At 43.0% G+C, this 22613-nt stretch carries 17 protein-coding genes and 1 other annotated feature; of the genes, 8 read left to right on the forward strand and 9 right to left on the reverse strand.

Annotated features, from left to right (window positions below):
- Positions 1-538 precede the first annotated feature (538 nt).
- The 3 genes from pflB to JZO70_RS21345 all read left to right on the forward strand — a co-directional run bounded on the left by pflB (position 539) and on the right by JZO70_RS21345 (position 4929).
- Positions 539-2815, forward strand: a complete 2277-nt coding sequence (gene pflB, locus JZO70_RS21335) for a formate C-acetyltransferase (protein WP_207675719.1) — start codon at positions 539-541, stop codon at positions 2813-2815.
- A gap of 282 nt (positions 2816-3097) precedes the next feature.
- Positions 3098-3973, forward strand: a complete 876-nt coding sequence (locus tag JZO70_RS21340) for a DMT family transporter (RefSeq protein ID WP_207675720.1) — start codon at positions 3098-3100, stop codon at positions 3971-3973.
- An 89-nt stretch (positions 3974-4062) separates the two neighbouring features.
- On the forward strand, positions 4063-4929 hold the full coding sequence (locus JZO70_RS21345) for an aldo/keto reductase (RefSeq protein WP_207675721.1): 867 nt from the start codon (positions 4063-4065) through the stop codon (positions 4927-4929).
- A 137-nt stretch (positions 4930-5066) separates the two neighbouring features.
- Here the strand turns inward: JZO70_RS21345 and JZO70_RS21350 are convergent, their stop codons facing one another.
- The 3 genes from JZO70_RS21350 to JZO70_RS21360 all read right to left on the reverse strand — a co-directional run bounded on the left by JZO70_RS21350 (position 5067) and on the right by JZO70_RS21360 (position 8510).
- Positions 5067-5798 (reverse strand): HIRAN domain-containing protein, encoded by a 732-nt coding sequence (locus JZO70_RS21350; RefSeq protein WP_207675722.1) that lies wholly within the window; start codon positions 5796-5798, stop codon positions 5067-5069.
- Positions 5799-5913: 115 nt separating this feature from the next.
- Entirely contained in the window at positions 5914-6255 is a 342-nt protein-coding gene (locus JZO70_RS21355) for a YlbF/YmcA family competence regulator (protein ID WP_207675723.1), read from the reverse strand.
- A 68-nt stretch (positions 6256-6323) separates the two neighbouring features.
- The gene (locus JZO70_RS21360; RefSeq protein ID WP_207675724.1) at positions 6324-8510 is read right to left on the reverse strand and encodes a PBP1A family penicillin-binding protein; all 2187 of its coding nucleotides are present in this window, start codon (positions 8508-8510) and stop codon (positions 6324-6326) included.
- Positions 8511-8781: 271 nt separating this feature from the next.
- On the opposite strand from JZO70_RS21360, the gene JZO70_RS21365 reads away from it, so the two are divergent.
- The 3 genes from JZO70_RS21365 (at position 8782) to JZO70_RS21375 (ending at position 10663) form a co-directional block, all read left to right on the forward strand.
- Positions 8782-9633, forward strand: coding sequence for an RluA family pseudouridine synthase (locus JZO70_RS21365; RefSeq protein ID WP_207675725.1), 852 nt, complete (start codon positions 8782-8784; stop codon positions 9631-9633).
- 93 nt (positions 9634-9726) lie between these two features.
- Positions 9727-10338, forward strand: a complete 612-nt coding sequence (locus tag JZO70_RS21370; protein WP_207675726.1) for a helix-turn-helix domain-containing protein — start codon at positions 9727-9729, stop codon at positions 10336-10338.
- A 16-nt stretch (positions 10339-10354) separates the two neighbouring features.
- Positions 10355-10663 carry a hypothetical protein gene (locus JZO70_RS21375; protein WP_207675727.1) on the forward strand — a complete coding sequence of 103 codons (309 nt, stop codon included), beginning with the start codon at positions 10355-10357 and terminating at the stop codon, positions 10661-10663.
- 501 nt (positions 10664-11164) lie between these two features.
- Here JZO70_RS21375 and apf read toward each other — a convergent pair.
- Together apf and JZO70_RS21385 are read right to left on the reverse strand one after the other, a co-directional pair.
- On the reverse strand, positions 11165-11815 hold the full coding sequence (gene apf / locus JZO70_RS21380; protein WP_207675728.1) for an aggregation-promoting factor: 651 nt from the start codon (positions 11813-11815) through the stop codon (positions 11165-11167).
- Positions 11816-12286: 471 nt separating this feature from the next.
- Positions 12287-13933, reverse strand: a complete 1647-nt coding sequence (locus tag JZO70_RS21385; RefSeq protein ID WP_207675729.1) for an oligosaccharide flippase family protein — start codon at positions 13931-13933, stop codon at positions 12287-12289.
- Positions 13934-14244: 311 nt separating this feature from the next.
- Here JZO70_RS21385 and JZO70_RS21390 point away from each other — a divergent pair, with 311 nt between their 5' ends.
- The gene (locus JZO70_RS21390; RefSeq protein WP_207675730.1) at positions 14245-15741 is read left to right on the forward strand and encodes a UDP-N-acetylmuramoyl-L-alanyl-D-glutamate--L-lysine ligase; all 1497 of its coding nucleotides are present in this window, start codon (positions 14245-14247) and stop codon (positions 15739-15741) included.
- Between the two features lie 74 nt (positions 15742-15815).
- Here the strand turns inward: JZO70_RS21390 and JZO70_RS21395 are convergent, their stop codons facing one another.
- Genes JZO70_RS21395 through JZO70_RS21405 form a run of 3 tightly spaced genes read right to left on the reverse strand, consistent with a single transcriptional unit; the run spans position 15816 to position 18317 of the window.
- Entirely contained in the window at positions 15816-16754 is a 939-nt protein-coding gene (locus JZO70_RS21395; protein WP_207675731.1) for a metal ABC transporter substrate-binding protein, read from the reverse strand.
- On the reverse strand, positions 16751-17593 hold the full coding sequence (locus JZO70_RS21400) for a metal ABC transporter permease (RefSeq protein ID WP_207675732.1): 843 nt from the start codon (positions 17591-17593) through the stop codon (positions 16751-16753). The genes JZO70_RS21395 and JZO70_RS21400 overlap by 4 nt, the downstream gene beginning before the upstream one ends.
- Positions 17583-18317, reverse strand: coding sequence for a metal ABC transporter ATP-binding protein (locus tag JZO70_RS21405; RefSeq protein ID WP_207675733.1), 735 nt, complete (start codon positions 18315-18317; stop codon positions 17583-17585). The genes JZO70_RS21400 and JZO70_RS21405 overlap by 11 nt, the downstream gene beginning before the upstream one ends.
- Before the next feature lie 226 nt (positions 18318-18543).
- Here JZO70_RS21405 and JZO70_RS21410 point away from each other — a divergent pair, with 226 nt between their 5' ends.
- A complete protein-coding gene (locus JZO70_RS21410) occupies positions 18544-19647 on the forward strand; it encodes a glycerol dehydrogenase (protein ID WP_207675734.1) in 1104 nt (367 codons plus the stop codon).
- A 179-nt stretch (positions 19648-19826) separates the two neighbouring features.
- Here the strand turns inward: JZO70_RS21410 and leuS are convergent, their stop codons facing one another.
- On the reverse strand, positions 19827-22340 hold the full coding sequence (gene leuS, locus JZO70_RS21415; RefSeq protein WP_207675735.1) for a leucine--tRNA ligase: 2514 nt from the start codon (positions 22338-22340) through the stop codon (positions 19827-19829).
- A 53-nt stretch (positions 22341-22393) separates the two neighbouring features.
- Positions 22394-22585, reverse strand: a binding site (T-box leader).
- Positions 22586-22613 lie beyond the last annotated feature (28 nt).

Below are 22613 nucleotides of genomic sequence, written 5' to 3' on the forward strand. Positions count from 1 at the left end.
GTACGAAGAACAAACTCATTTTTCCGGTTTTTGGAAAATTATTCCCTTTATTATGAGTTAGCTGTTTCGATAAAAAGGAATTTCCGCTAAATAAAACGAATGAATCCCCTCCCCTTCTACTATACCCAGCCATCCCCAAAAAGGGAAATGCTTTTGCGTAAAACCTCACAGTCTTTCTTATGCTAATTTCACCGAAATACCTTTAAATTACAATCGTTATTATTAGAAAACTACCATAAACTGTTATACAGCATCAGAAACTGTTATATAAAATTGGCCGAAAAACGGCTTTTTTGCAACAAATCTCAAAAAACAGTAGCTAAACAGCACTATTATCTGTTATACTCTCGGTATCAAGAAGCGCTTTCTTTCAATCTCAATACGGGTACTTTTTTCACAATTATCCGGTCTAATTGATAATCCATTGAATGGATAATTGGCGGCTGGGTCTTTTTGTAAATGAGTAGACTGTATAGACACTAGACTAATTTTTTGAAAAAATAATTAGTCAGACAATGAACAAATAAGGAGAATATTGATGCAAAACAAATTACAATTTGAACAATGGGATGGCTTTGCTCCCGGTAAATGGCAAAAAGAAGTTAACACATTAGACTTCATCAAACGCAACTACACTGAGTACACTGGCGACGACAGCTTCCTAGAAGAAGCAGCACCAAGTACCAACAAACTATGGGACAAATTACAAGAACTATTTGAAGTTCAACACAAAAACAACGGCGTTTACGACATGGACAGCGACATTCCAGCGACGATCACTTCTCATGAACCTGGTTACTTGATCAAAGAAGAAGAAAAAATCGTTGGTTTACAAACTGATGTACCATTGAAGCAAGCCTTCATGCCTTTTGGCGGAATTAACATGGCTAACAAAGCCTTGGAATCAAACGGCTATGACGTGGACGACCAAATGTCATTCATCTTCAGCAAATGGCGCAAAACGCATAACCAAGGTGTTTTCGATGCTTACACTGACGAAATGCGTTTAGCTCGTAAAAACAAAATCATCACTGGTCTGCCAGATGCTTACGGCCGCGGCCGCATCATCGGTGACTACCGTCGTGTTGCTTTATACGGAATCGACTTCTTGATGGAACAAAAAATGAAAGACCACAAATTGGTCGGCAACAAAACAATGACTAACGATGTCATTCAATTACGTGAAGAAGTTGCGGAACAATACCGTGCGCTAAAAGACTTGAAAGAAATGGCTGCTTCATACGGCTTCGACATTTCTGTACCAGCTGCCAATGCTAGAGAAGCGATCCAATGGTTATACTTCGGTTACCTTGCAGCGATCAAATCACAAAATGGAGCAGCTATGTCTATCGGACGTATCTCTGCTTTCTTGGATATCTACATCCAACGCGATCTAGACCGTGGCTTGATCACTGAATTTGATGCACAAGAATTAATCGATCACTTGATCATGAAACTACGTATGGTGAAATTTGCTCGTACACCAGAATACAACCAATTGTTCTCTGGTTACCCAATCTGGGCTACTTTATCAATCGCTGGTATGAACATGGACGGTTCTTCATTAGTTACGAAGAACGACTTCCGTATCTTACACACATTGACAAACATGGGTCCTTCACCAGAACCAAACTTGACTGTCTTGTACTCTTCAAAATTACCAGAAGGCTTCCGTACTTACGCAGCGAAAGTTGCTAAACAAAGCTCTTCTATCCAATTGGAAAACGATGATCTATTACGGGAATACTGGGGTTCAGACGATGCAGCAATCGCTTGTTGTGTATCAGCAACAGTTATCGGTAAAGATATGCAGTTCTTCGGTGCCCGTGCGAACTTAGCGAAAGCAGTTCTTTACGCAATTAACGGCGGTGTGGACGAAATGACTCACATGCAAGTTGGACCAAGAATGCGCCCAATGGACGGCGAATCTTTGGATTACGATCAATTCATCCAAAACTACAAAGACATCATGGACTGGTTGGCTGAATTGTACGTAAATACATTGAACGTGATTCATTACATGCATGATAAATATGCTTATGAAGCACCTCAATTAGCTTTAATGGATACTGACTTGAAACGTACTTTTGCGACAGGTATCGCAGGTATCTCTCACGCGGCTGACTCATTAATGGCCATCAAACATGGTAACGTAAAAGTTATCCGTGACGAAAACGGACTAGCTGTGGACTACATTCCACAAAACGAGTTCCCAACTTACGGAAACGACAACGACGAAGCCGATGAAACAGCAAACTGGATCTTGGAATACTTCATGGCCCAAATCAAACGTCAACACACTTACCGCAACTCAACACCGACATTGTCTCTATTGACAATTACGTCAAACGTTGTTTACGGTAAAAACACTGGTAACACACCAGACGGACGTCGTGCTGGTAAACCATTGGCTCCAGGCGCTAACCCAAGTTACCAAGATGGTAAATTCTTAGGTGAGAAAAACGGCTTGTTGGCTTCATTGAACTCAACTGCTAAATTGAACTACTCTTGCGCGCAAGATGGTATTTCTGATACTCAAACCATCAACCCAGGTGCATTAGGACGTTCTGACGACGAAGAAATGCAAATCGACAACTTACGTAACGTCTTAGACGGTTACTTCGACCGTGGCGGTTACCACTTGAACGTCAACGTCTTCGGCCGTGAACTGTTGGAAGAAATGGACAAAGACATCGACAACCCTAAATACGCGAACTTCACGATCCGTGTATCAGGTTACGCTGTTAAATTCCGTGACTTAACACCAGAACAACGTCGCGACGTAATCTCAAGAACTGACCACCATTCATTGTAAGAATATGAGATCTAACGCTGGAAGAGAATTTTCTTCCAGCGTTTTTTGCCAGTTCCGCTTTTCGCAGTTTAATATGGTTCGAGAGAAATCTAAAAGCAAACGACCACTTTTAGGACGTGCTGTCTAGTGGAATGGTAAGCGTACGAAAATAGAACTGATTTTTCACGGGTTTGGAAAAATCAATTCATCTAAACTGAGTTAGCCGCCAGTATTTTCAAATCTTCCCTCCTCACACCAATCATTTCATGCTAAAGTATAGGTGATGAGAGGAAGGTTTATGTCATGAACAAAAAAAGCTACCATTTCTACGCCATGGCCACGATTTTATGCTGGTCAATTTCTTATGTGCTGTCCCGCTACATTATGGACGAATTTTCGGCCTATTCGATTTCTTTTTTGCGTTACATCGTCGCTTCTATCGCACTGATTGCGTTGGCACCAATTATCAAACTAAAGAAAATTGAGAAGCAGGACCTGGGTTGGATTCTGCTGACCGGGACGATCGGTTTCTTCCTATATATGATTGCCTTCAACAAAGGCCTAGAAACCGTCAATGCCACCACCGGCAGCGTGATTATCGCCATGGTGCCGATGATTTCTTCGATTCTGTCCAACTTCATTTACCAGGAAAAACTGACGAAGCCCCAATGGTTCGCCAGCTCCCTTTCTTTTGTTGGGGTGCTGTTGATTACGCTTTTGCCAGGCGGCTTTACCATCAATTACGGCTTAATCTGGTTTTTCGGCGCGGCTTTTTGCATGAGCTTTTATAACTTACTCTCAAGAAAACTAGTGAAAAAATACCAGGCCATCCAAGTAACAACTTTTAGTATTTTTGCCGGAACGATTTTATTGTCGATCTTTTCTGTCAGCTCCTTCCGACAAGTTCAGCAAGCTTCCGGGCTGGCGATTTTTTGCATTATCTTAATGGGCGTTTTCTCTAGCGCGGTGGCTTACGTCTGTTGGGCAAAAGCCTTCGAGCGCGCGGAAAATGTCGCTTCGGTGAGTAATTATATGTACTTAACGCCTTTCTTTACTTCCATCTTAGGCATCATCATCATTGATGAAGTGCCCGGCTGGTCAACCATTATCGGCGGGATTTTAGTGCTAACTGGACTGATGCTATTCAACAGCAAGCGGTTCAAAACAGCCAGAAATTGACTTTTCTCAAAAAACTGCAACTTATCCCTTGCCTTAAAGTCGAGGTTAAGGTTTATGATGGGCTTATAGATGAGAAAGAAGGAATTTACATGTTGAATGAAACATTTACTTTATGGAATGATGTAACCATCCCGAAAATCGGTTTTGGCACGTGGATGATCGATGATAATAAAGTCGCAAAAGATGTTCGGGATGCGATTAGCGTCGGTTACCGCCACATCGATACAGCGCAAGCTTATGCCAACGAAGCCGGTGTCGGTGAAGGAATCCGTACTTCTGGGGTGGATCGCAAAGACCTTTTCGTCACCACCAAACTGGCTGCGGAAATCAAAAACTACGAAGAAGCTGTGGCTGCTATCGATGAATCTTTAGCGAAAATGGATATCGACTACATTGATATGATGATTATTCACAGTCCGAAACCTTGGGCGGAATTTCAAAACGAGGACGATCACTTCTTTGAAGGAAACCTGGAAGCTTGGCGCGCTCTGGAAGAAGCCTATGAAGCTGGAAAACTTCGCGCCATCGGCGTATCGAATTTCGAACAAGTGGATTTGGAAAACCTGTTAACCAATGCCAAAGTAAAACCAATGGTTAACCAAATCTTGGCTCACATTGGTCATACGCCATTAGACGTGATTGAATTCTCTCAAAAGAACGATATTTTGGTTGAAGCTTATTCACCCATCGCTCACGGTGCCATAATCAGCAACAAAGATATCACCACTTTGGCAGATAAGTATGGCGTATCCATTCCGCAATTAGCGATTCGCTATTGCCTGCAGCTGGATTTACTACCTCTTCCAAAAACTGAAAATATCGACCACATGAAAAACAATGCCGACGTAGACTTCACGATTTCCGATGAAGATATGGAAACTTTGAAAAATATCGGCCGCGTTGATTACGGCGAACATGCTAAGTTCCCGGTTTTCAGTAAGGCAACGGATAAATAAATACTAAAAGGAGAGACTGAATTTTCCACATTCGGTCTCTCCTTCTTTAGCTCATTTTTATTCTCTCAGAACTAGCCTTCAAGATAAAAATGATCATAAGGCCCTTTACCTGTTCGATCATCCTTATAGAAAAATAATTATTGAGTGAATAGAACTTTTTGTTTCTTCAACTCAAAGATCAGTGCCCGGGGAATTTCTCCAGTCAATCGTAATCGAACTTTATATTGAAAATCTGCTTCTGGATAAAAGTCATAATCTACTCGAATGTCCACATGATGCTTCAAAACATTTTTTATGAAAAAAGTGTAAAAAGCAGGTACATAGCCGATCCGTTTATTATCCGGAAGCTTAACCACACCCACAGCATTTTGATCATATTGGTTCTCCTCATCAATCACCAATACTAACTCATCAGAATCCGTTAACTGCTCAATTTCATTATTGTAATATCTCCAGCCTCGCAAAAAACAATCAATTTCAAATAAACCATTATGCTCTTCAACAGGCTTAACAAATTCATATCCATCGGTATAAACACTGCCGCCTGTGAATTCTAATAAAGCAAAATCACTTTTATCTTCTTGAAGATCAAAAATCTCAAATAGAAAATCATAATCTTTTCTATTCCTACTTGGTAAACGTCGACTAAAGGCGTTAAATAATTTTTCGGAATGATACACCTTATTCAAATCGGGAAATGCTGGATGAGGAAAATATCCGTCTTGTAATGCTTCCTGCAGATCACCTTTATCCGTTTGTGTCGTATACTCGTACGTATAGGTTCCATCTTCATTTTGGTTTAAATTGCCAATATGGTACCATCTTCTATTTGTTTTATTTTGCCAAAGCAAACATAATTGTTTTAACATGCGAAATCACCTTCTATGCTAATTAATTTTAGATTAACATCTCGTGGCTTATATCGCTATAGCTTTTCAACAAAAAAATCCCAGCCGACTACAAAGTCTGCTGGGAATGAATGTCTTATCCTTCGTATAAATCACGAATTGGTGTCATGATGATGCGGTTTAAATCGTTGATGACCAAGCTGAATTTTTGCTCTTTGTCCATCAATTCATTAATACTTGGTTCTTCTTGAACTTTGGTTGCTAATTCTTGAGCATTTACTGCATCTTCATCAGAAAAATCTTCGCCGCGCATTTGTTTTTCTTGCAGCGTTTGTTGGAAAGCTTGGAATTCTTTGAAGGCTGTGTAAGCTTCATCGTTTTTCTTTAATTCCGCAAAGGCTTCTTCCAATGCTTTGAATTCTGGTAATTCTCGAATTTCGCGTTCTAAACCGTTAGCAGTGTCATAAATGTTTGTCATCGTTTTCCCTCATTTTCTATATAAAAGTTACTATTATATTATAACATGAATGGAAACGGGTTCAAAGCCTAATTTCCTTGTTCTTGCCACCATTGAATACCTTTGTCTTTTAACTGGCCTAATCCTTCTTTGGCTTTTTCCCCAAACTGCTGCAATCCTTGCTTGGCTTTCTCACCAAATCCGTTTAATCCTTCGGTCGCTTTTTCGCCAATATTTTTTAAATCTTCCTGCCATTGATTGTTTTCTTCAGGGGTTGCCACCTGATCAGCAGGAACTACTTGGCCACCGGTTGCATAGGCATCGGCAACATTAAAGGCTCCTTGTTTTGCATAAGGCAGAATGGACTCGGCTTCTGCCTTGAAGACTTGACCCACTTCATCACCGCTGGTTCCGCTCAAGTAATGGGTCTCACTGGTTTTCTCAAAACCTAACCAAGTAGAGATAACAACATGCGGAGTATAGCCGACAATCCATTGGTCGTTGACTTTAGTGGCATCAAAGTTGGTTTCCGTCGTTCCAGTTTTACCCGCCATCGTGTAGCCGGCCGGTGCTGCTTGAACCGCTGTCCCGTTAGAGAAGGTTCCCAGCAGCATGCTGGTCATGCTGTCGGCGACTTCTTTTGAGATCACTTGTTCATATTTCGGATCACTGTTGTCCTTAATTACTGCTCCGGTGGAGTCAATAATTTTAGTAATCAAATGCGGCGTATACACGCGGCCTTGGTTGGCAAACGCACCGTAAGCGGCCGCCATCTGCATCGGTGAGGTGCCTTTTTCCAAACCGCCTAAAGCCAGTCCGTAATATTTATCGGAATCCTCTAACGGAATACCAAACTCTTTCGCTTTGTTAAAGCCTCTATCCAAACCGATTTCATGCAAGGTCCAAACAGCCGGCAAGTTCAAGCTTTGAGCAACGGCTTGATACATCGGCACTTCCCCTTGATAGGTTCCGCTGTAGTTTTTCGCATCGTAATACTCCTGCGGTACATCCTGTAAAATGCTGTCTGGCGTGTAGCCTGCTTCTAACGCTGGTGCATACACACTCAGCGGCTTCATAGTGGACCCTGGCGAGCGCTGCATTTGCGTCGCAAAGTTATACCCGCGGAAGACATGCTCTCCCCTGCGTCCAACTAAGGCTTCCACACCACCAGTGGTAGGGTCTAAAGCAACTGAAGCCGATTGCGGCATCGTGCCATCCTCAGCATTGGCTGGGAAATTGTAGTTGTTGGCATAAACAGCTTCCATCTGCTGCTGATAATTTTGATCCAGAGCAGTATAAATCTTGTAGCCCTTATTCAGCAGATCTTTTTCATTCAAGCCGTAGCGATCCACCGCTTCATCAATCACCGCATCAAAGTAAAATGGGTATCTGTAGCCGGCATCGCTGGAGCTGTAAGTATCCTGCAGCAACGAACCTAAGTCCACTTGAGATTCCTGCTGTTGTTGCGCTGCATCCAACTTGCCGTTTTCCACCATCACACTCAATACGGTGTTACGGCGATTGGTGGCATTTTCCAAATTATCAATTGGGTTATAAATACTTGGTCCTTTTAACATCCCGGCAATAGTGGCTGCTTCCCCAATCGTCACTTGGCTGGCTTCTTTACCAAAATATTTCCGCGCCGCATCCTGAACGCCCCATACCCCGTTGCCGAAATACGCATTGTTCAAGTACATAGTTAAAATTTCATCTTTACTATAGTTCTTCTCAATCTCAATGGACATGAACAGCTCTTTGGCTTTCCGTTCCAAGGTTTGATCCAAGCTGAGATAGGCATTTTTCGCCAGCTGCTGAGTAATCGTACTCCCACCGCCGGTAATGCGGCCGCGAGTCAGTGAACCAAACGCTGCTCGAGCAATCCCGCGAATATCAAAGCCGTGATGCTCATAAAAACGGCGATCCTCAGTGGAAACCACTGCATCTTTTATGTAAGGCGAGATTTGTTCTCCCTCAACATAGGTGCCCTTTTGGCCATACAGCGTTCCCGCTTGTTCATTTTTCTGGTCATAGATTTCCGTCGATTGCTTTAAGCTGGACTCCAACGTCGAAACCTTAACCGATTTAGCCAAAGCAAATAAATAAATGCTGGCGATTAATACAACCACTAACGTAAGCAGCAATAAAATTTTATTCACATGATATTTTTTCCAAACACGTTTACGGGCATGATGAAATTGAATCAAATACGGTTTGATCCAGGTCCAAAATGTTTTCAACGCGTCTTTGACTTTACGCCAAATTTCCTTAAAGTCCATTTGTCGATCTCCAATCCTTCAAAATCAGACTTAGTGTAACACAATTCCACGCCTTGCGCGTGCGTCCTTAGACCGATACACGTTGGCATCATTCTAGCATTAGTTCTCAAGGAAATACTGATTTTTTTCTTAAATATCTGTTAATTTGCAGAAAACAGCCGCTTTCATTCAGGCCAAGAATCCCCGCAGCAAGCCCAATTGCTAAAAGTTTCAAGTTCCTTTTTCTTTTCCGTAAAAAGATTGATACAATAAAATCCAAGGAGTGGAATGTATGAAATTTATGATCACCTTACCGGTTGATTCACCGGATAAAACCATTAAAGAGCTGTTAGAAGTTGAGTGGCTGGTTCCCCGCAAAGTGCGGCATTTTATTCGCACCCGCAAAGGGATCTTAGTCAATGGAGAAACCCGTCACTTCCAGGAACTGGTTCACGGCGGAGATGAGATCACGCTGTTGATTGAAGACAGTGATTATCCAGCGCGAACTATTCATATAGGAAATAAAAATTTAGTGGAGGTTCTTTATGAGGATGAACACTTGATTGTAGTCAATAAACCAGCGGGGATGAAAACTCACCCCAACCAGCCGGAGGAAGCCGATACTTTGTTAAACCATGTGGCGGCCTACCTGGCGCCTGAAGTTGAGCCCCATGTCGTTCATCGTTTGGACAAAGAAACCAGCGGTGCGATTCTTTTCGCCAAAAATCCCTTTGTCCTGCCGATTTTAGGCCGGATGCTGGAACAGAAGGATATCTACCGCCGTTACCAAGCAGTCGTTCACGGAAAAATGACTAAGGATATCACGATTAATAAAAAAATCGGCCGGGATCGCCACGACCGTCGCAAACGTCGAATTGATCCGAAAAATGGCAAGCCTGCGGTGACCCATGTAACCATCGCCCAGCCGCAAGGACAAAATACCGCTGTTTTCTGTCAATTGGACACCGGCCGCACCCATCAAATCCGGGTGCATTTAGCCAGCCTAGGTCATCCCTTGGTTGGTGATCCATTATATAGTAAGAATCCCAAAGGTCGCTTGATGCTTCATGCGTATGAGCTGCATTTGGTTCATCCCTTTACAAAAGAGAAAATTGCCGTCACCGCAACGCCTGGATTGTGGTAAAACCCGGCGCAACGCCGCGTTGCATCAACATTTTTACCACAGCAACAAATTGGTTCGCTGCAAACACTAGCTATTTAGAAAGGATGAGGTAAAGTGAAGATAGAGCTAGGAAAGAACATCAAGGACGAACGGATCAAGAAAAACCTCACCCAGCAGGAGCTGGCAGATAAGCTGAATATCTCCCGGCAAACCATTTCTAAATGGGAGCTGGATAAAAGCTATCCTGATTTAGAGCTGCTGGTGAAAATGAGTCGGCTATTTGAAGTAAGTGTCGATCACTTGCTGGGAATAGAGGGTGCCTCAGAAAAAGAAAAACGTACGCTCCTTGATTACATCTTCCAGACGAATCCAGAGGGAATCTACGAGCCTTCGCAAAAGGAGTTAGATCGTATGAAGAAAATATGTATTGTTGCTTATGTTAGTCAGGGAATTCGTTATCAAAGTGTCGCTGCTTTTCCTTTTGGTATTTTTAGTCAACTCCGCTTCATTAATCGATTGAAGAAGGAGCTGTCGCCCTATTATGATGTTCACTTTGATCCCCTTACGATGGAGGAAGAACCAGATTTGTTAGTCATCCCGGAAACACAAAAGCTTTATGTTGAACATTCAGAAGAAAATACGCTGCTGCTTCCCGGTATCCTCTTCCTAAAAAAAGACGCCAAAGCCATCAAAGAACAGATCGACAACTATTTCGCTGCTAATTAAAAAGGAGCTGAATCAGATGAAGAAAATATGTTTTGTTGTCTATGTCAGTAATGGATTACACTATCAATCAATTACAGGAGCAGGCCACTTCAGTCAAATTGGGGTGATTAATGCATTGAAGAAGCAGCTTTCACCATATTATGACGTCTATTTTGATCCTGCTACTATGGAAGAAAAGCCAGACCTGTTAGTCGTTCCTGAACCCTTCAAGAACTACTTCGCTAATTCAGAAGAAAATATCTTGCTGCTTCCTGGCATCCTCTTCGTAGCAAAAGATGCTAAAGCCATCAAAGAACACATCGACGATTATTTCGCTGAAAAGTAAAAATGGCTGCCTGTTAAAAGCCGCCACTCATAGTTTGGGATTCATTTTTTCTAAAGTCGGGGAAAATGAGTCCTTTTTTCGTACGTTTGTTATCCAATTCTTTCTTACTTAATAGACTGGGAAAAGTGGAACTGGCAGCTAACTCCTTCTAAAGAATTAATTTTTCCAAGACCGAGAAAAATTAGTCTCATCGTCGTACGCATACCATCGTGCTAAACATGTTTACTTATTATTTATATGTAGGATCATTATTAGCTATTTTCACAATTCCAAACTGCGAAAAGCACGAGTGGCAGCTAACTCCTTTTAAAGAAATAATTTTTCCAAGATCGGGAAAAATTAGTCTCATCGTCGTACGCATACCATCGTGCTAAACAGGTTTGCTCATTGTTTATGTATAGACTTCTTAATTAGCTACTTTTACAATACCAACTGCGAAAAGCACGAATGGCAAAAAAAAGAGACTCCTTTGGAAAGGAATCTCGTGAATTTATCTTTATTTTAGTACCAGCCGTTTGCTAACCAGAAAGCTTGAGCGCCTTCCCATGAGCCGTAACGAGAAGTTACATATTGGTCTGCAACGCGTTCTTGGTTTTCTGCTGAGTAATCACCATTTAAGTAAGATGCGCTTAATTGGTAACGTCCGATGTATTGGCCGTTTGATGCAGAGTAAGAACCGCCTGATTCTTTTTGGGCAATCCATTCTTTTGCTGAAGATGATGCTGCAGGTACAGTTTCAGTAACAGGAGCTGCTGCTTCTTCTACTACAGGTGCTGGAGCTTCTTGAACTGGAGCTGCTGCTTCCTCTGCTACAGGTGCTGGAGCTTCTTGAACTGGAGCCGCTGCTTCTTCTGCTGCAGGTGCTGCTTCTTGAACAGGTGCTTCAGCTTCAGCAACAGGAGCTGCTGCTTCTTCTGAACCAATTGTCAATTCTTGACCAGCAAAGATCATATTAACGTTTGTAATTTTGTTTGCTTTTGCAATTGCATCAACTAAGCTGTTGTCGCCAGCAAATTTGTGTGAGATTTTTGATAAAGTATCGCCAGTTTCAACAGTGTATTTTTCTGCTGCGTGAGCATCTTGTCCACCAAAAGCCATACCAGTTCCTGCTGCTAATAAAGATCCAAATAAGAATGTTTTTCCTAATTTCATTATGTTAAGTTCCTCCAAATTGATTTCTACGTCTTCTTGACTACGAGAGTAACTTTACCATCCTTTCGTATTTCATGGGTGAAAATCTTATGACATTTGGTTACAATCTTGTGTAAAAATGTAACAAAAAGTCCAAATACCTCTTTTTTGAAATAGTTGTTTAATTGCCTCTTTCAAGGAAAAACAGCTTGTCTTCAACGTTTCTTCACACAAATGCATAAATATTTGCTTATCCGCTTGAAACATTGCAATCTTTCTGTAAAACTCTGAAACAATTTTTTTGGCTTTCAAAAAGGTCTTTTGGTGCATTATTCTTAAGAACCTTAGCTTGTTCTTGCAGCAAAGATTCATTTGTTGGATTGATTGTATTGAAGAAGACCTAAAATTACCTTGCTATAAGTTTTGACCGATTTACTCCAGCCATCAGCCCAGACAAAATTTAAGCCCGAGCATCCGCTCGGGCTTTTCCTACTATTTAATACGTAATGTTTTGCGCCAGCTTTTAGCCTTTGCTCCCAGCAATTTTTCAGCTAGGCGAATCTTCAGCGTCACATAGACATACAATCCACTATTAAACAGACCGGTAATTAAACAGATCAACAGCGCATGCAAGCGGCTGTCCGGGTTCAGCCAGCGATAACTCAACTGCTGAACACCTAGCGTAAGCAGCCAACCAGCTAATACTAACCCCAGAATTAGTAAAAAGCGGCGAAAAGCTAGCTGGTAATTACTTTTGGTGGTTTTTTTAATCTTACGATAAGACAAGGCACTGGTTAAAACCAAGCCTAAAATCGTCGCAAGATAGGGACCGTACACTTCTAAAAGCTCAATCAAAGGCAGTTGGAGCAGGCCTTTCAGCACGAATCCCCCCAGCCAATAATACAAAGCCGGTTTCGCCTGCTGCAGGCTTTGCAGCAGAAAAGCCATTACCAAGGCAAAGCCAGCCACAAAGCTGGTGATCAATGCGACGATCAGCACCCGAGTACCTAAAGCATTCGCTCCGTAAAGCAGCGTATAAAGCGAGCGAGCATTCAGCAGCAGCCAAAAAATTACCGGCAGCATCACAAAGGAAAAACGCTGCAGATGAATACTGATGAAGCGCACCACTTCCCGTTTTTGCTGCTTGGCCACTCGTTCCATTAATGAAGGCAGATAACGCAGCAGCAAGGCCCCCGCCGCCGCAACCACGATTATCGCAACGCGATCGGGATTCGCCCGAAACAAGGCATAAAGGTTCAGCAGCTGAGTCTCGCTGTAATTCGTATTCGCGGCCATGACCGGAATAAACGTCAGTTGATCCATCAGTTTGTAGACAAAAAGCCCCGCACCTACCAGAACATAGGGCATAGCCCCTAAAAAGCCTTCCCACAAAATCACTTGGATCGAGGACTCGACCTTATCCAGACTACGCGTCGCAAGACTTTCCAAATGCTGCTGTTCCTTCTGCCAGAACAGCAGCAGCATAATCAGCGCACCCGCCACTCCAATAAACGTGGCAAAGACACTTTGAATAACCGCTGTTCGAAAGTTCGCTTGAAACACCAGCAGGATGAAAAAGCTGCTGACTAATAAATAGATTCCCTGCAACACCTGCCACACCAGCTGGGATAAGCCGATCGGAAATAAATCCTGGCTCCCTTGATAATAGCCCTGCAGCCCGCGCATAACCGGAAAAACAATCAGTGCTGCACTCATATAGCGAAGGATAACTGCTAAATCTTCCCCACCTCCGGAAATACTAGCCAAAAACGGTGCCAATAAGAACATCGCTCCCGCCGTCAGCAATCCCAAGCCTAAATTTATCTGCAAGCTGCGAGCAAACAATCGCTGACTGGTTTTATATTCGCTCATGGCATTGTATTTTTCTACCTGCTGAGCCAACGCACTAGGAAGCCCCGCGGTTGCCACCAGGCCAAAGATAGCAAACCAAGTGCCGCTCATATCTAAATAACTATTCGCAATGTTTCCCTGATCGCCCATCCAGGCATACCAAGGAATGATGATGACCGCTCCTAACAAGCAGGCATAAAAAGTGCCGCTGGTTAACCAGGAAGACTGCTGGATCACCTTTTCCTGGGGATGATAAACCGGTCGATAAGCTGCTTTGCGCTCCTCCATAATAACCTGCTTTCTTAATTGGCTCTAAAATAGAACGTTCCCTACTCGAAGCAACGCTGTTTCCCAAAATTAAAAATGATAGTCGAACGCTTGATTCATTAAAGTTTTCTCATTTTAAAATTGATACTAATATTCTCCAAAATTGCACGCCCACAATTTTCTTCTTAAATTGATTATAATGATAAGAAAATATGTGGTCAACTAGCAAAAGCCGTCAAAGCGCTATTTTATCATAAAAGCTCACCGGAATTTTCTGCTTTTAGAGCCGCTGTGCTATAATAACCTAGACAAAATGGTAACGGAGGTCACTGATGACACTGACACTTACACAAATTCAACGCATTTTAGAAGAAGAAAACTTATTACGGGAATTTATTACCCCGGCTAAATGGGGTTTGACTGCACCTTTTGAAAAAACCTTCCAGCAGCTTTCTTACGATTCCCGCAAAGCTGATGCCGATACGCTGTTTTTCTGCAAAGGCAATAACTTTAAAGCCGAATATCTGCAGCAGGCACTGGATCAAGGCTTATCCGTCTATATTGCTGAGCAGCCTTTTGAGGTGGAAGCTGATTTAGCGATTATTGTTCATGATATTCGCAAGGCTTTAGCGGTTTTAAGCATGGCCTTTTACGGTTATCCCCAAGAAAAGCTGACGATTATCGGCATTACCGGCACCAAAGGTAAAACCACGACGGCATATTTTGCCAAAAAAATCTTGGATCGGGCCAACGGTGAGAAGACCGCGTTGTTTTCGACTTTAAGCACTACCCTAGATGGCGTCACTTTTTTCAAATCGCAATTAACTACGCCAGAATCCTTGGAGCTGTACCAAATGATGCAGGAAGCCGTAACCAACGGCATGACGCATTTGGTGATGGAGGTTTCCTCCCAAGCCTACAAGGTCGCTCGCGTGCATGGCTTAACCTTTGATGTGGGAATTTTCCTAAATATCTCGCCGGATCACATCGGCCCGATTGAACATCCCACATTTGAAGATTATTTTTACTGCAAACGTCAATTAATCAGCCATTCCAAACAGATTGTTCTGCAAAACGAAACCGATCATGTGGACTTGCTGTTGGAAATGGCCCAAAAACAAAGCACGCCGGTAATCACCTATGGCGACATGGAAGCTGATTACCACGTAGAACCGCTGAAGCATCCTTTGTCCTTTGCTTTGATTGCTGAAAATGACGAGCTGGGTTTAAATGGCGAATACGATTTGCGCTTAGCTGGTGATTTTAACAAAGAAAATGCCGCGGCCGCCTTAATTGCCAGCCGTTTAGCCGGCGCCGATCAAGCCAACGCTAAAAAAGGATTGGCCGAAGCCTTAGTTCCCGGTCGGATGAATCTGCTGCTGAAAGAAAATGGCGCCCATATTTATGTGGATTATGCCCATAACTATTTGAGCATGAAATCAATCTTAGCCTTTGCCAAGGAAAAACATCCCAAAGGAACTATCACTGTCCTTACCGGTTCTACCGGCGGCAAAGCTGAATCACGGCGGGAAGGAATCGGACAAGCGATCGGTGAATACGCCGACGTTGCCATTCTAACCATGGATGATTCTAACTTTGAAGACCCTAAAGCAATCGCGGAAGAAATTCAAGCCGCGATCCAAAACGATCACGTCACCGTTCACTACATTGAAGACCGCAAACAGGCGATCCTTCAGGCCATTGACGCTGCCGGCCCTAACGATGCCTTGGTTTTAGCCGGTAAAGGTACCGATAAATACATGACCTTAAACGGCGAAGACCAACCTTACGAAGGTGACTATGTAATAGTAGAAAATTATTTAGCGTAACCATAAAAAATGCCCGAACTTTGAGATCGTACTTCTCAAGGTTCGGGTATTCTTGTTAAAAAGTCTTAAGCTAGTTATTGCGACAAACCTTCCGCAATCTTATCCAAATTCCATTTCATCATGGCGTAATAGCTGTCGCCGTCTTCGCCCTTTTCAGCCACTGAATCGGTAAAGACCTTCGAATAAATCGGGATATCGGTATCCTGGGAAACGGTTTGTATCGGTTTCTCATTCACGCTGCTTTCCACAAACAAAGCCGGAACATTGCTCTCCCGCAAATTTCGAACCAACTGTTTGATTTGGTCAGGGGTGCCTTCTTCTTCGGTATTGATTTCCCAAATGTATTCACTTGGAATATCGTAGACCTTGGAGAAATATTTAAAACAGCCTTCACTGGTAACAATCATCTTATTGTCTTCAGGGATCGCCGCAAATTTTTCTTTGGCCTCGGTATCCAAGGCACTTAATTTCTCAACATACTCGTTAAGATTCTTTTCGTAAAACTCCTTGTTATCGGGATCTTTCGCCGACAGTTGCTTTTCAATGTTTTGCGCGTAGATAATCCCGTTTTCCAAATTCAACCAAGCATGAGGGTCTTCTTTACCGGCTTCATTTTGCCCTTCAAGATAAATCACTTCTACCCCATCACTTGCGGCAAAATAATCTTTATCCTTTTCTTTATCAGCATTTTCTACCAGTTTAGTAAACCACGCGTTGCCACCGGTTTCCAGATTAATGCCATTATAGAAAATCACATCGGCTCGGGAAGTTGTTTGGATGTCCTCCGGCAGCGGTTCGTATTCGTGGGGATTTTTACCAACCGGTACAATACTGTGCAAGTTAATGCGATCCTGCCCGATGGTTTCCGTCATATCCGCCAAAATTGAGTTAGTCACCACCACATTCAATTTCCCATTGTCCTCTTCCTTCGAGGAGGCCGAATTAGATGAACAGGCAGCAAATAAAGTCAAACTCAATGCCGCTAACAAACTGCCTTTTAAGATTTTTTTCATTCGCTGATTACCTTCCTTCTGAAAAAGTTTTGTTTGGGTGAAATAAAGAAGCTGATGACAAAGAACGTCGTTGCGGTTAAAACAATACATGAACCCACCGCAATATTAAACGTGTAGCCGATGAACAGGCCGAGCAACGAGGACAACGCCCCTAAGCAAGCCGAAATCAGCATCATGGTTTTTAAACTGTTGGAATACAAGTAGGCCGTTGCCGCTGGCGTAATCAGCATCGCCACAATTAAAATCGTGCCGACACTTTGCATCGCCGTCACCGCCACCAACGTCAATAAAATCATCAGCAAATAGTGATAAAAACTCACTTTCATGCCTAACGCCTTGGCCATCAATGGATCAAAAGAGGTGATCAGCAATTCTTTGAAGAACAGTGCAATCACCGCTAACACTAGAATCGATACCCCGATGGTAATCCACTTATCAATATCCTGCACCGCCAAAATATTCCCAAACAAAATGTGGAACAAATCAGTAGAGCTGTTGGCAATCCCGATCAGGATAACCCCCAGCGCCAAAAATGAACTAAAGGTAATCCCAATCGCCGTGTCCCCCTTCACCACACTATTATTCTTAACGAAAGTGATAATCACCGAAGCCAAAATCCCAAAGGTGATTGCTCCGATAAAAAAGTTAATCCCTAAAATATAGGAAATCGCCACCCCTGGCAGAACCGCATGGGAAATCGCATCCCCCATCAACGACATCCCCCGTAAAATGATGAAGCAGCCGACAACGCCGGAAACCACGCCAATGACTAAAGCGGTAATTAAAGCATTTTGCAGAAAATGAAATTCCTGCAGCCCTTGAATAAAATTAGCTAGCATGGCGAACTTCCTCCCCGATGAAGATGGTGTCGCCATAAGCGCGAATCAGATTGGCTTTGCGGAAAGTTTCTGGCGTTTTGCCGACAGCGATCAGTTTTTTGTTCAAGATCATAACTTGGTCAAAATAGGTTTCCACTTTGCTTAAGTCATGATGGACAATCAAAATCGTCTTGCCTTGCTGTTTCAGCTGTTGCAACGTCTGCATGATGATCCCTTCACTAACGGAATCGATACCCACAAAAGGTTCGTCCAAGAAAATATAATCGGCTTGCTGCACTAAACAGCGCGCCACTAACACTCGTTGGAATTGTCCACCGGATAGTTCGCTGATTTGCCGATCCGCATATTCTTCCATACCGACTTCCGCCAAGGCTGCTTTGACATCTTGCCACTGCTTAGCCTTCAGTCGTTTAAACAAACCGACTGCGGGATACGTGCCTAAAGAAACACATTCCTTTACCGTAATCGGGAAAGTGAAATCAATCCCACTCTTTTGTTCTACATAAGCAATTGAGCTTAAACGTTTCGTCGCAGCTTGACCGTCAATTACCGCATTGCCGTTATGAGGAACAATATTCAAAATGGCTTTCAGCAGCGTTGACTTGCCGGCGCCATTTGGTCCGATAATTCCAGTAATCGTCGGCCCCTCCAAAGAGAAATTGATGTCTTCCAAGGCCTTTGCTTGATTGTTGTAGCTGACATTGATATTTTCACAGGTAATCATTTCTACTCACCTCATTTCATTAGATTGATAATTCTTCTCGTTTCTACAGTTTTAGGTTAACCTAATTTTATAGACAAGTCAACTCTAATAAATATTTTCTGCTCAACTTACTTTTCCTGGAAATTTTCATCCAGTCTTTTCAACAGACCAATTGAAAGCATTTTTTTTGCCGTCTAAATGATTCTATGACAAACTATTTATATTCATTTAAATGGAGGGAAGAACGATGGAAAAAATTTTTGCAAGTCCGTCCCGCTATGTCCAAGGTAAAGGGATGCTGAAAAACGGTATGAAATACATCAAAGCCTTGGGATCAAATGTACTAATTATTACAGACGAAGATGTTTGGGAAATTGTCGGTGAAGAATTATTTGAAACGATGAAAAACGAAGACATGAAGCCAGTCAAAGAAATTTTTGGCGGCGAAGCCTCTGAAGACGAAATTGAACGAATTGGTAAAAAAGCCGAAGATGAAGATGTTGAAGTGATTGTCGCACTAGGTGGCGGTAAAGCGATTGATACTGGTAAAGCCGTGGCGGATGATTTCAAACTGCCGATTGCGGTGCTGCCAACTGTGGCCTCCACCGATGCGCCGACCTCATCCTTATCAGTAATCTATTCTGACGAAGGAAAATTTGAAGGCTACCGCTTCTACGGTAAAAACCCAGATCTAGTCATGGTGGATACCGAAGTGGTCGCCAACGCGCCAGCCGAATTATTAGCTGCCGGCATTGCCGATGCGTTAGCTACCTTGATCGAAGCCCGCTCAGTGGCGCAAAGTCACGGGGAAACGATGGCCGGCGGTGCACAAACAGCCGCAGCCATGGCGATTGCCGAAAAATGTGAGGAAGTCATTTTTGAAAATGCCTTTAAAGCCATGGAAGCCAACCGAGCAAATGTCGTAACCGAAGCCTTTGAACAAATTGTTGAAGCCAATACTTTATTGAGTGGTTTAGGCTTTGAAAGTGCCGGCTTGGCCGCTGCCCATGCGATCCACAATGGATTCTCGGTTTTAGACGGGGATATCCACGAACTTTCTCATGGTGAAAAAGTCGCTTACGGTACTTTAACCCAAATGATTTTGGAAAACGCGCCGCAGGAAGAATTAGACAAGTACATTGATTTGTATCAAACCCTGGATCTGCCAACAACTTTAGAAGATATGCATTTAGGCGATGCTTCGGATGAAGACCTGCTGAAGATCGGGGAACAAGCTACAATTGATGACGAAACCATTCACGAAATGGCCATCAAAGTCTCGGCAAAAGACGTAGCCGATGCGCTTAAAGCAGTAGATGCGTATGTAAATATGTATCATCCGACTAAATAGTAAATAAAGGCTTCGCAAACTCGTTCAGCTTTGGAGCAATAAGTCTAAAATTTTGATAAACTGCTCCTCAAGTTTCTCAAAATTTTCACTTATTGTCGACAAAGCTAGTTTGTGAAGCCAGACCTCATCAAAAAAGATGAAGCTGCCCTTAAACAGGCGGCTTCATCTTTTTGTATTTTTTAGTTAGCCACAATATTGACTAATTTATTCGGTACCACAATCACTTTACGGATGGTTTTACCTTCGATATTACGGATAATATTTTCATCCGCCATCGCAATTTTTTCCAATTCGTCTTTTGCTAGATCAACGGCTACCGTTACTTTGGCACGAACCTTGCCGTTCACCTGCAGAATCACTTCGATTTCATTTTCCACCAACGCTTCTTCATCATAAGTTGGCCAAGGAACGTAGCTGATGGTTTCTTTGTTTCCAAGAATCTGCCACAGCTCTTCACCAATATGCGGTGCAAATGGTGCCAGCAGCTGAACAAAGCCTTCCACGTATTCATACGTTAGAGCTTCCGCTTTATAGGCTTCGTTGACAAAAACCATCAATTGCGAAATCGCCGTATTAAAGTGCAGGTTCTCAATATCTTCCGTCACTTTTTTAACGGTTTGATGATAAACCTTAGTCAGGCTGCCATCATTAATTTTGGTAATATGATCCCGCATTTTTCCTTGATCGTCCACAAGTAAACGCCATACACGATCCAAGAATTTCCGGCTGCCTTCTAGGCCATTTTCGCTCCAAGGAATCGCAGCATCCAATGGTCCCATGAACATTTCGTATACCCGTAAAGTATCGGCCCCAAATTTTTGAATTACGTCATCTGGATTCACCACATTTTTCAGTGATTTACTCATTTTCGCTGGTGATTCTTCCAGTTCTTCACCAGTTTCCACGTTGAACCAGCCGCCATCGCGTTTTTCAACTAAGTTGGTTGGTACTAATGCGCCACGTTCATCACGGAAGCTTTGTCCTAGAATCATGCCTTGATTGTATAATTTTTGGAATGGTTCCTTGGTTGGCACCACACCGATATCATACAAGAATTTATGCCAGAAACGAGCATACAACAAGTGCAATACTGCGTGTTCTGCCCCACCGATATAAAGATCTACCGGCATCCAGTTTTCCAATTTTTCAAAATCAGCTAACGTTTCTTTGTTGTGAGGATCGATAAACCGCAAGAAATACCAAGAGCTTCCTGCCCATTGCGGCATGGTGTTGGTTTCACGACGGCCCTTCATCCCAGTTACCGGATCAACGACATTTACCCACTCTTCGATGTTCGCCAATGGTGACTCACCGGTACCGCTTGGTTGGATGTTGTCGGTTTTCGGCAAAATCAATGGCAATTCATAATCTGGTACTAAACCAGTGGTGCCATCTTCCCAGTGAATGACTGGAATTGGTTCACCCCAATAACGTTGGCGAGAGAACAACCAGTCTCTCAAACGATAGCTGGTTTCCTTCTTGCCGCAGCCGTTTTCTTCCAGCCACGCCACCATTTTGTCGATGGCTTCTTGTTTGTCCAAGCCATTCAAGAAGTCAGAGTTAATATGCTCACCGTCGCCAGTGTAGGCTTCTTCTTCGATATTGCCGCCAGCTAATACTGGTACAATTTCCAAGCCAAAGGTTTTCGCGAATTCGTAATCTCGTTCGTCATGAGCTGGTACCGCCATGATGGCGCCAGTTCCGTAAGAAGACAAGACATAATCAGCAATCCAAATTGGAATTTCTTTGCCGTTTACTGGGTTAATCGCAAAAGCACCAGTGAAGACGCCGGTTTTTTCTTTGGCAAGATCCGTCCGGTTCAGTTCAGATTTTTTGGCTGCTTCTTCTTTATAAGCATCTACCGCTGCTTGATGTTCAGCCGTGGTAATTTTGCCCACCAAATCCAATTCTGGTGCCAATACCGCATAGGTTGCCCCGAACAAAGTATCCGGACGCGTAGTAAAGACGGTGAATTCTTCGTCAGAACCCGCCACTTTAAAGGTCACATTGGCTCCGATTGAACGGCCGATCCAGTTGCGCTGCATTTCTTTGATGTTGTCTGGCCAGTCCACTAAATCCAGATCATCCAATAAACGATCCGCATAAGCAGTGATTTTCAGCATCCATTGACGCATCGGTTTGCGAACGACATCATAACCGCCCCGTTCACTCTTGCCGTCGATGACTTCTTCATTGGAAATAACCGTTCCAAGTTCAGGAACCCAGTTCACCGGTACTTCCGCTTCATAAGCCAAGCCCTTTTCGTACATTTGTTCAAAAATCCATTGGGTCCATTTGTAGTATTCTGGATCAGTAGTATTGATTTCCCGATTCCAGTCATAACTGAAGCCTAGTGAATTAATTTGACGTTTAAAGGTTTCGATATTTTTCTTAGTAAATTCCGCCGGATCATTCCCAGTGTCTAAGGCATATTGCTCCGCCGGTAAACCAAAAGCATCCCAACCCATTGGGTGCAGCACGTTGAAGCCTTGCGCCCGTTTCGTGCGGGAAATAATATCGGTTGCCGTGTAACCTTCTGGATGTCCTACGTGAAGTCCTTGCCCAGATGGATACGGAAACATATCTAAGGCATAAAAATTAGGACTTTCTGGATCATCATGGGTATTAAACACATTATGCTTGGCCCAATATTTCTGCCATTTCTTTTCAATCTCTTTATGACTGTAACTCACTGTCGTTCCTCCTAATATAAATTAATCAAAAAAATCCTATAGAAGACGTGCTTCTATAGGACGTTAAAAACGTGGTACCACCTATCTTTATCCGGCACAGGCCAGACCTCAAAGAGATAACGGTTCTCACCGGATCACAACGATCATACTCAAAGGTAAGTTCAAAGTCCGACATATACACTTCCAGCAAACGTGTACTCTCTAAAAATGCCCAAACTCCTACTGCTCCTTGTCAACGTATCAGTATTCAAGTAGTTTCATCTTAGCAGATTC

Source organism: Candidatus Enterococcus moelleringii, from assembly GCF_017377575.1.
GTDB classification, from domain to species: Bacteria; Bacillota; Bacilli; order Lactobacillales; family Enterococcaceae; genus Enterococcus_A; species Enterococcus_A moelleringii.

Excerpts from the sequence above, each read along its gene's own strand:
- JZO70_RS21410 (WP_207675734.1), top strand. The coding sequence starts at position 18,544 with ATGGAAAAAATTTTTGCAAGTCCGTCCCGCTATGTCCAAGGTAAAGGG.
- JZO70_RS21400 (WP_207675732.1), bottom strand. The coding sequence starts at position 17,593 with ATGCTAGCTAATTTTATTCAAGGGCTGCAGGAATTTCATTTTCTGCAA.
- JZO70_RS21360 (WP_207675724.1), bottom strand. The coding sequence starts at position 8,510 with ATGGACTTTAAGGAAATTTGGCGTAAAGTCAAAGACGCGTTGAAAACA.
- JZO70_RS21340 (WP_207675720.1), top strand. The coding sequence starts at position 3,098 with ATGAACAAAAAAAGCTACCATTTCTACGCCATGGCCACGATTTTATGC.
- JZO70_RS21355 (WP_207675723.1), bottom strand. The coding sequence starts at position 6,255 with ATGACAAACATTTATGACACTGCTAACGGTTTAGAACGCGAAATTCGA.
- JZO70_RS21375 (WP_207675727.1), top strand. The coding sequence starts at position 10,355 with ATGAAGAAAATATGTTTTGTTGTCTATGTCAGTAATGGATTACACTAT.
- JZO70_RS21405 (WP_207675733.1), bottom strand. The coding sequence starts at position 18,317 with ATGATTACCTGTGAAAATATCAATGTCAGCTACAACAATCAAGCAAAG.
- JZO70_RS21390 (WP_207675730.1), top strand. The coding sequence starts at position 14,245 with ATGACACTGACACTTACACAAATTCAACGCATTTTAGAAGAAGAAAAC.
- JZO70_RS21395 (WP_207675731.1), bottom strand. The coding sequence starts at position 16,754 with ATGAAAAAAATCTTAAAAGGCAGTTTGTTAGCGGCATTGAGTTTGACT.
- pflB (WP_207675719.1), top strand. The coding sequence starts at position 539 with ATGCAAAACAAATTACAATTTGAACAATGGGATGGCTTTGCTCCCGGT.
- JZO70_RS21385 (WP_207675729.1), bottom strand. The coding sequence starts at position 13,933 with ATGGAGGAGCGCAAAGCAGCTTATCGACCGGTTTATCATCCCCAGGAA.
- apf (WP_207675728.1), bottom strand. The coding sequence starts at position 11,815 with ATGAAATTAGGAAAAACATTCTTATTTGGATCTTTATTAGCAGCAGGA.
- JZO70_RS21350 (WP_207675722.1), bottom strand. The coding sequence starts at position 5,798 with ATGTTAAAACAATTATGTTTGCTTTGGCAAAATAAAACAAATAGAAGA.
- JZO70_RS21345 (WP_207675721.1), top strand. The coding sequence starts at position 4,063 with ATGTTGAATGAAACATTTACTTTATGGAATGATGTAACCATCCCGAAA.
- JZO70_RS21365 (WP_207675725.1), top strand. The coding sequence starts at position 8,782 with ATGAAATTTATGATCACCTTACCGGTTGATTCACCGGATAAAACCATT.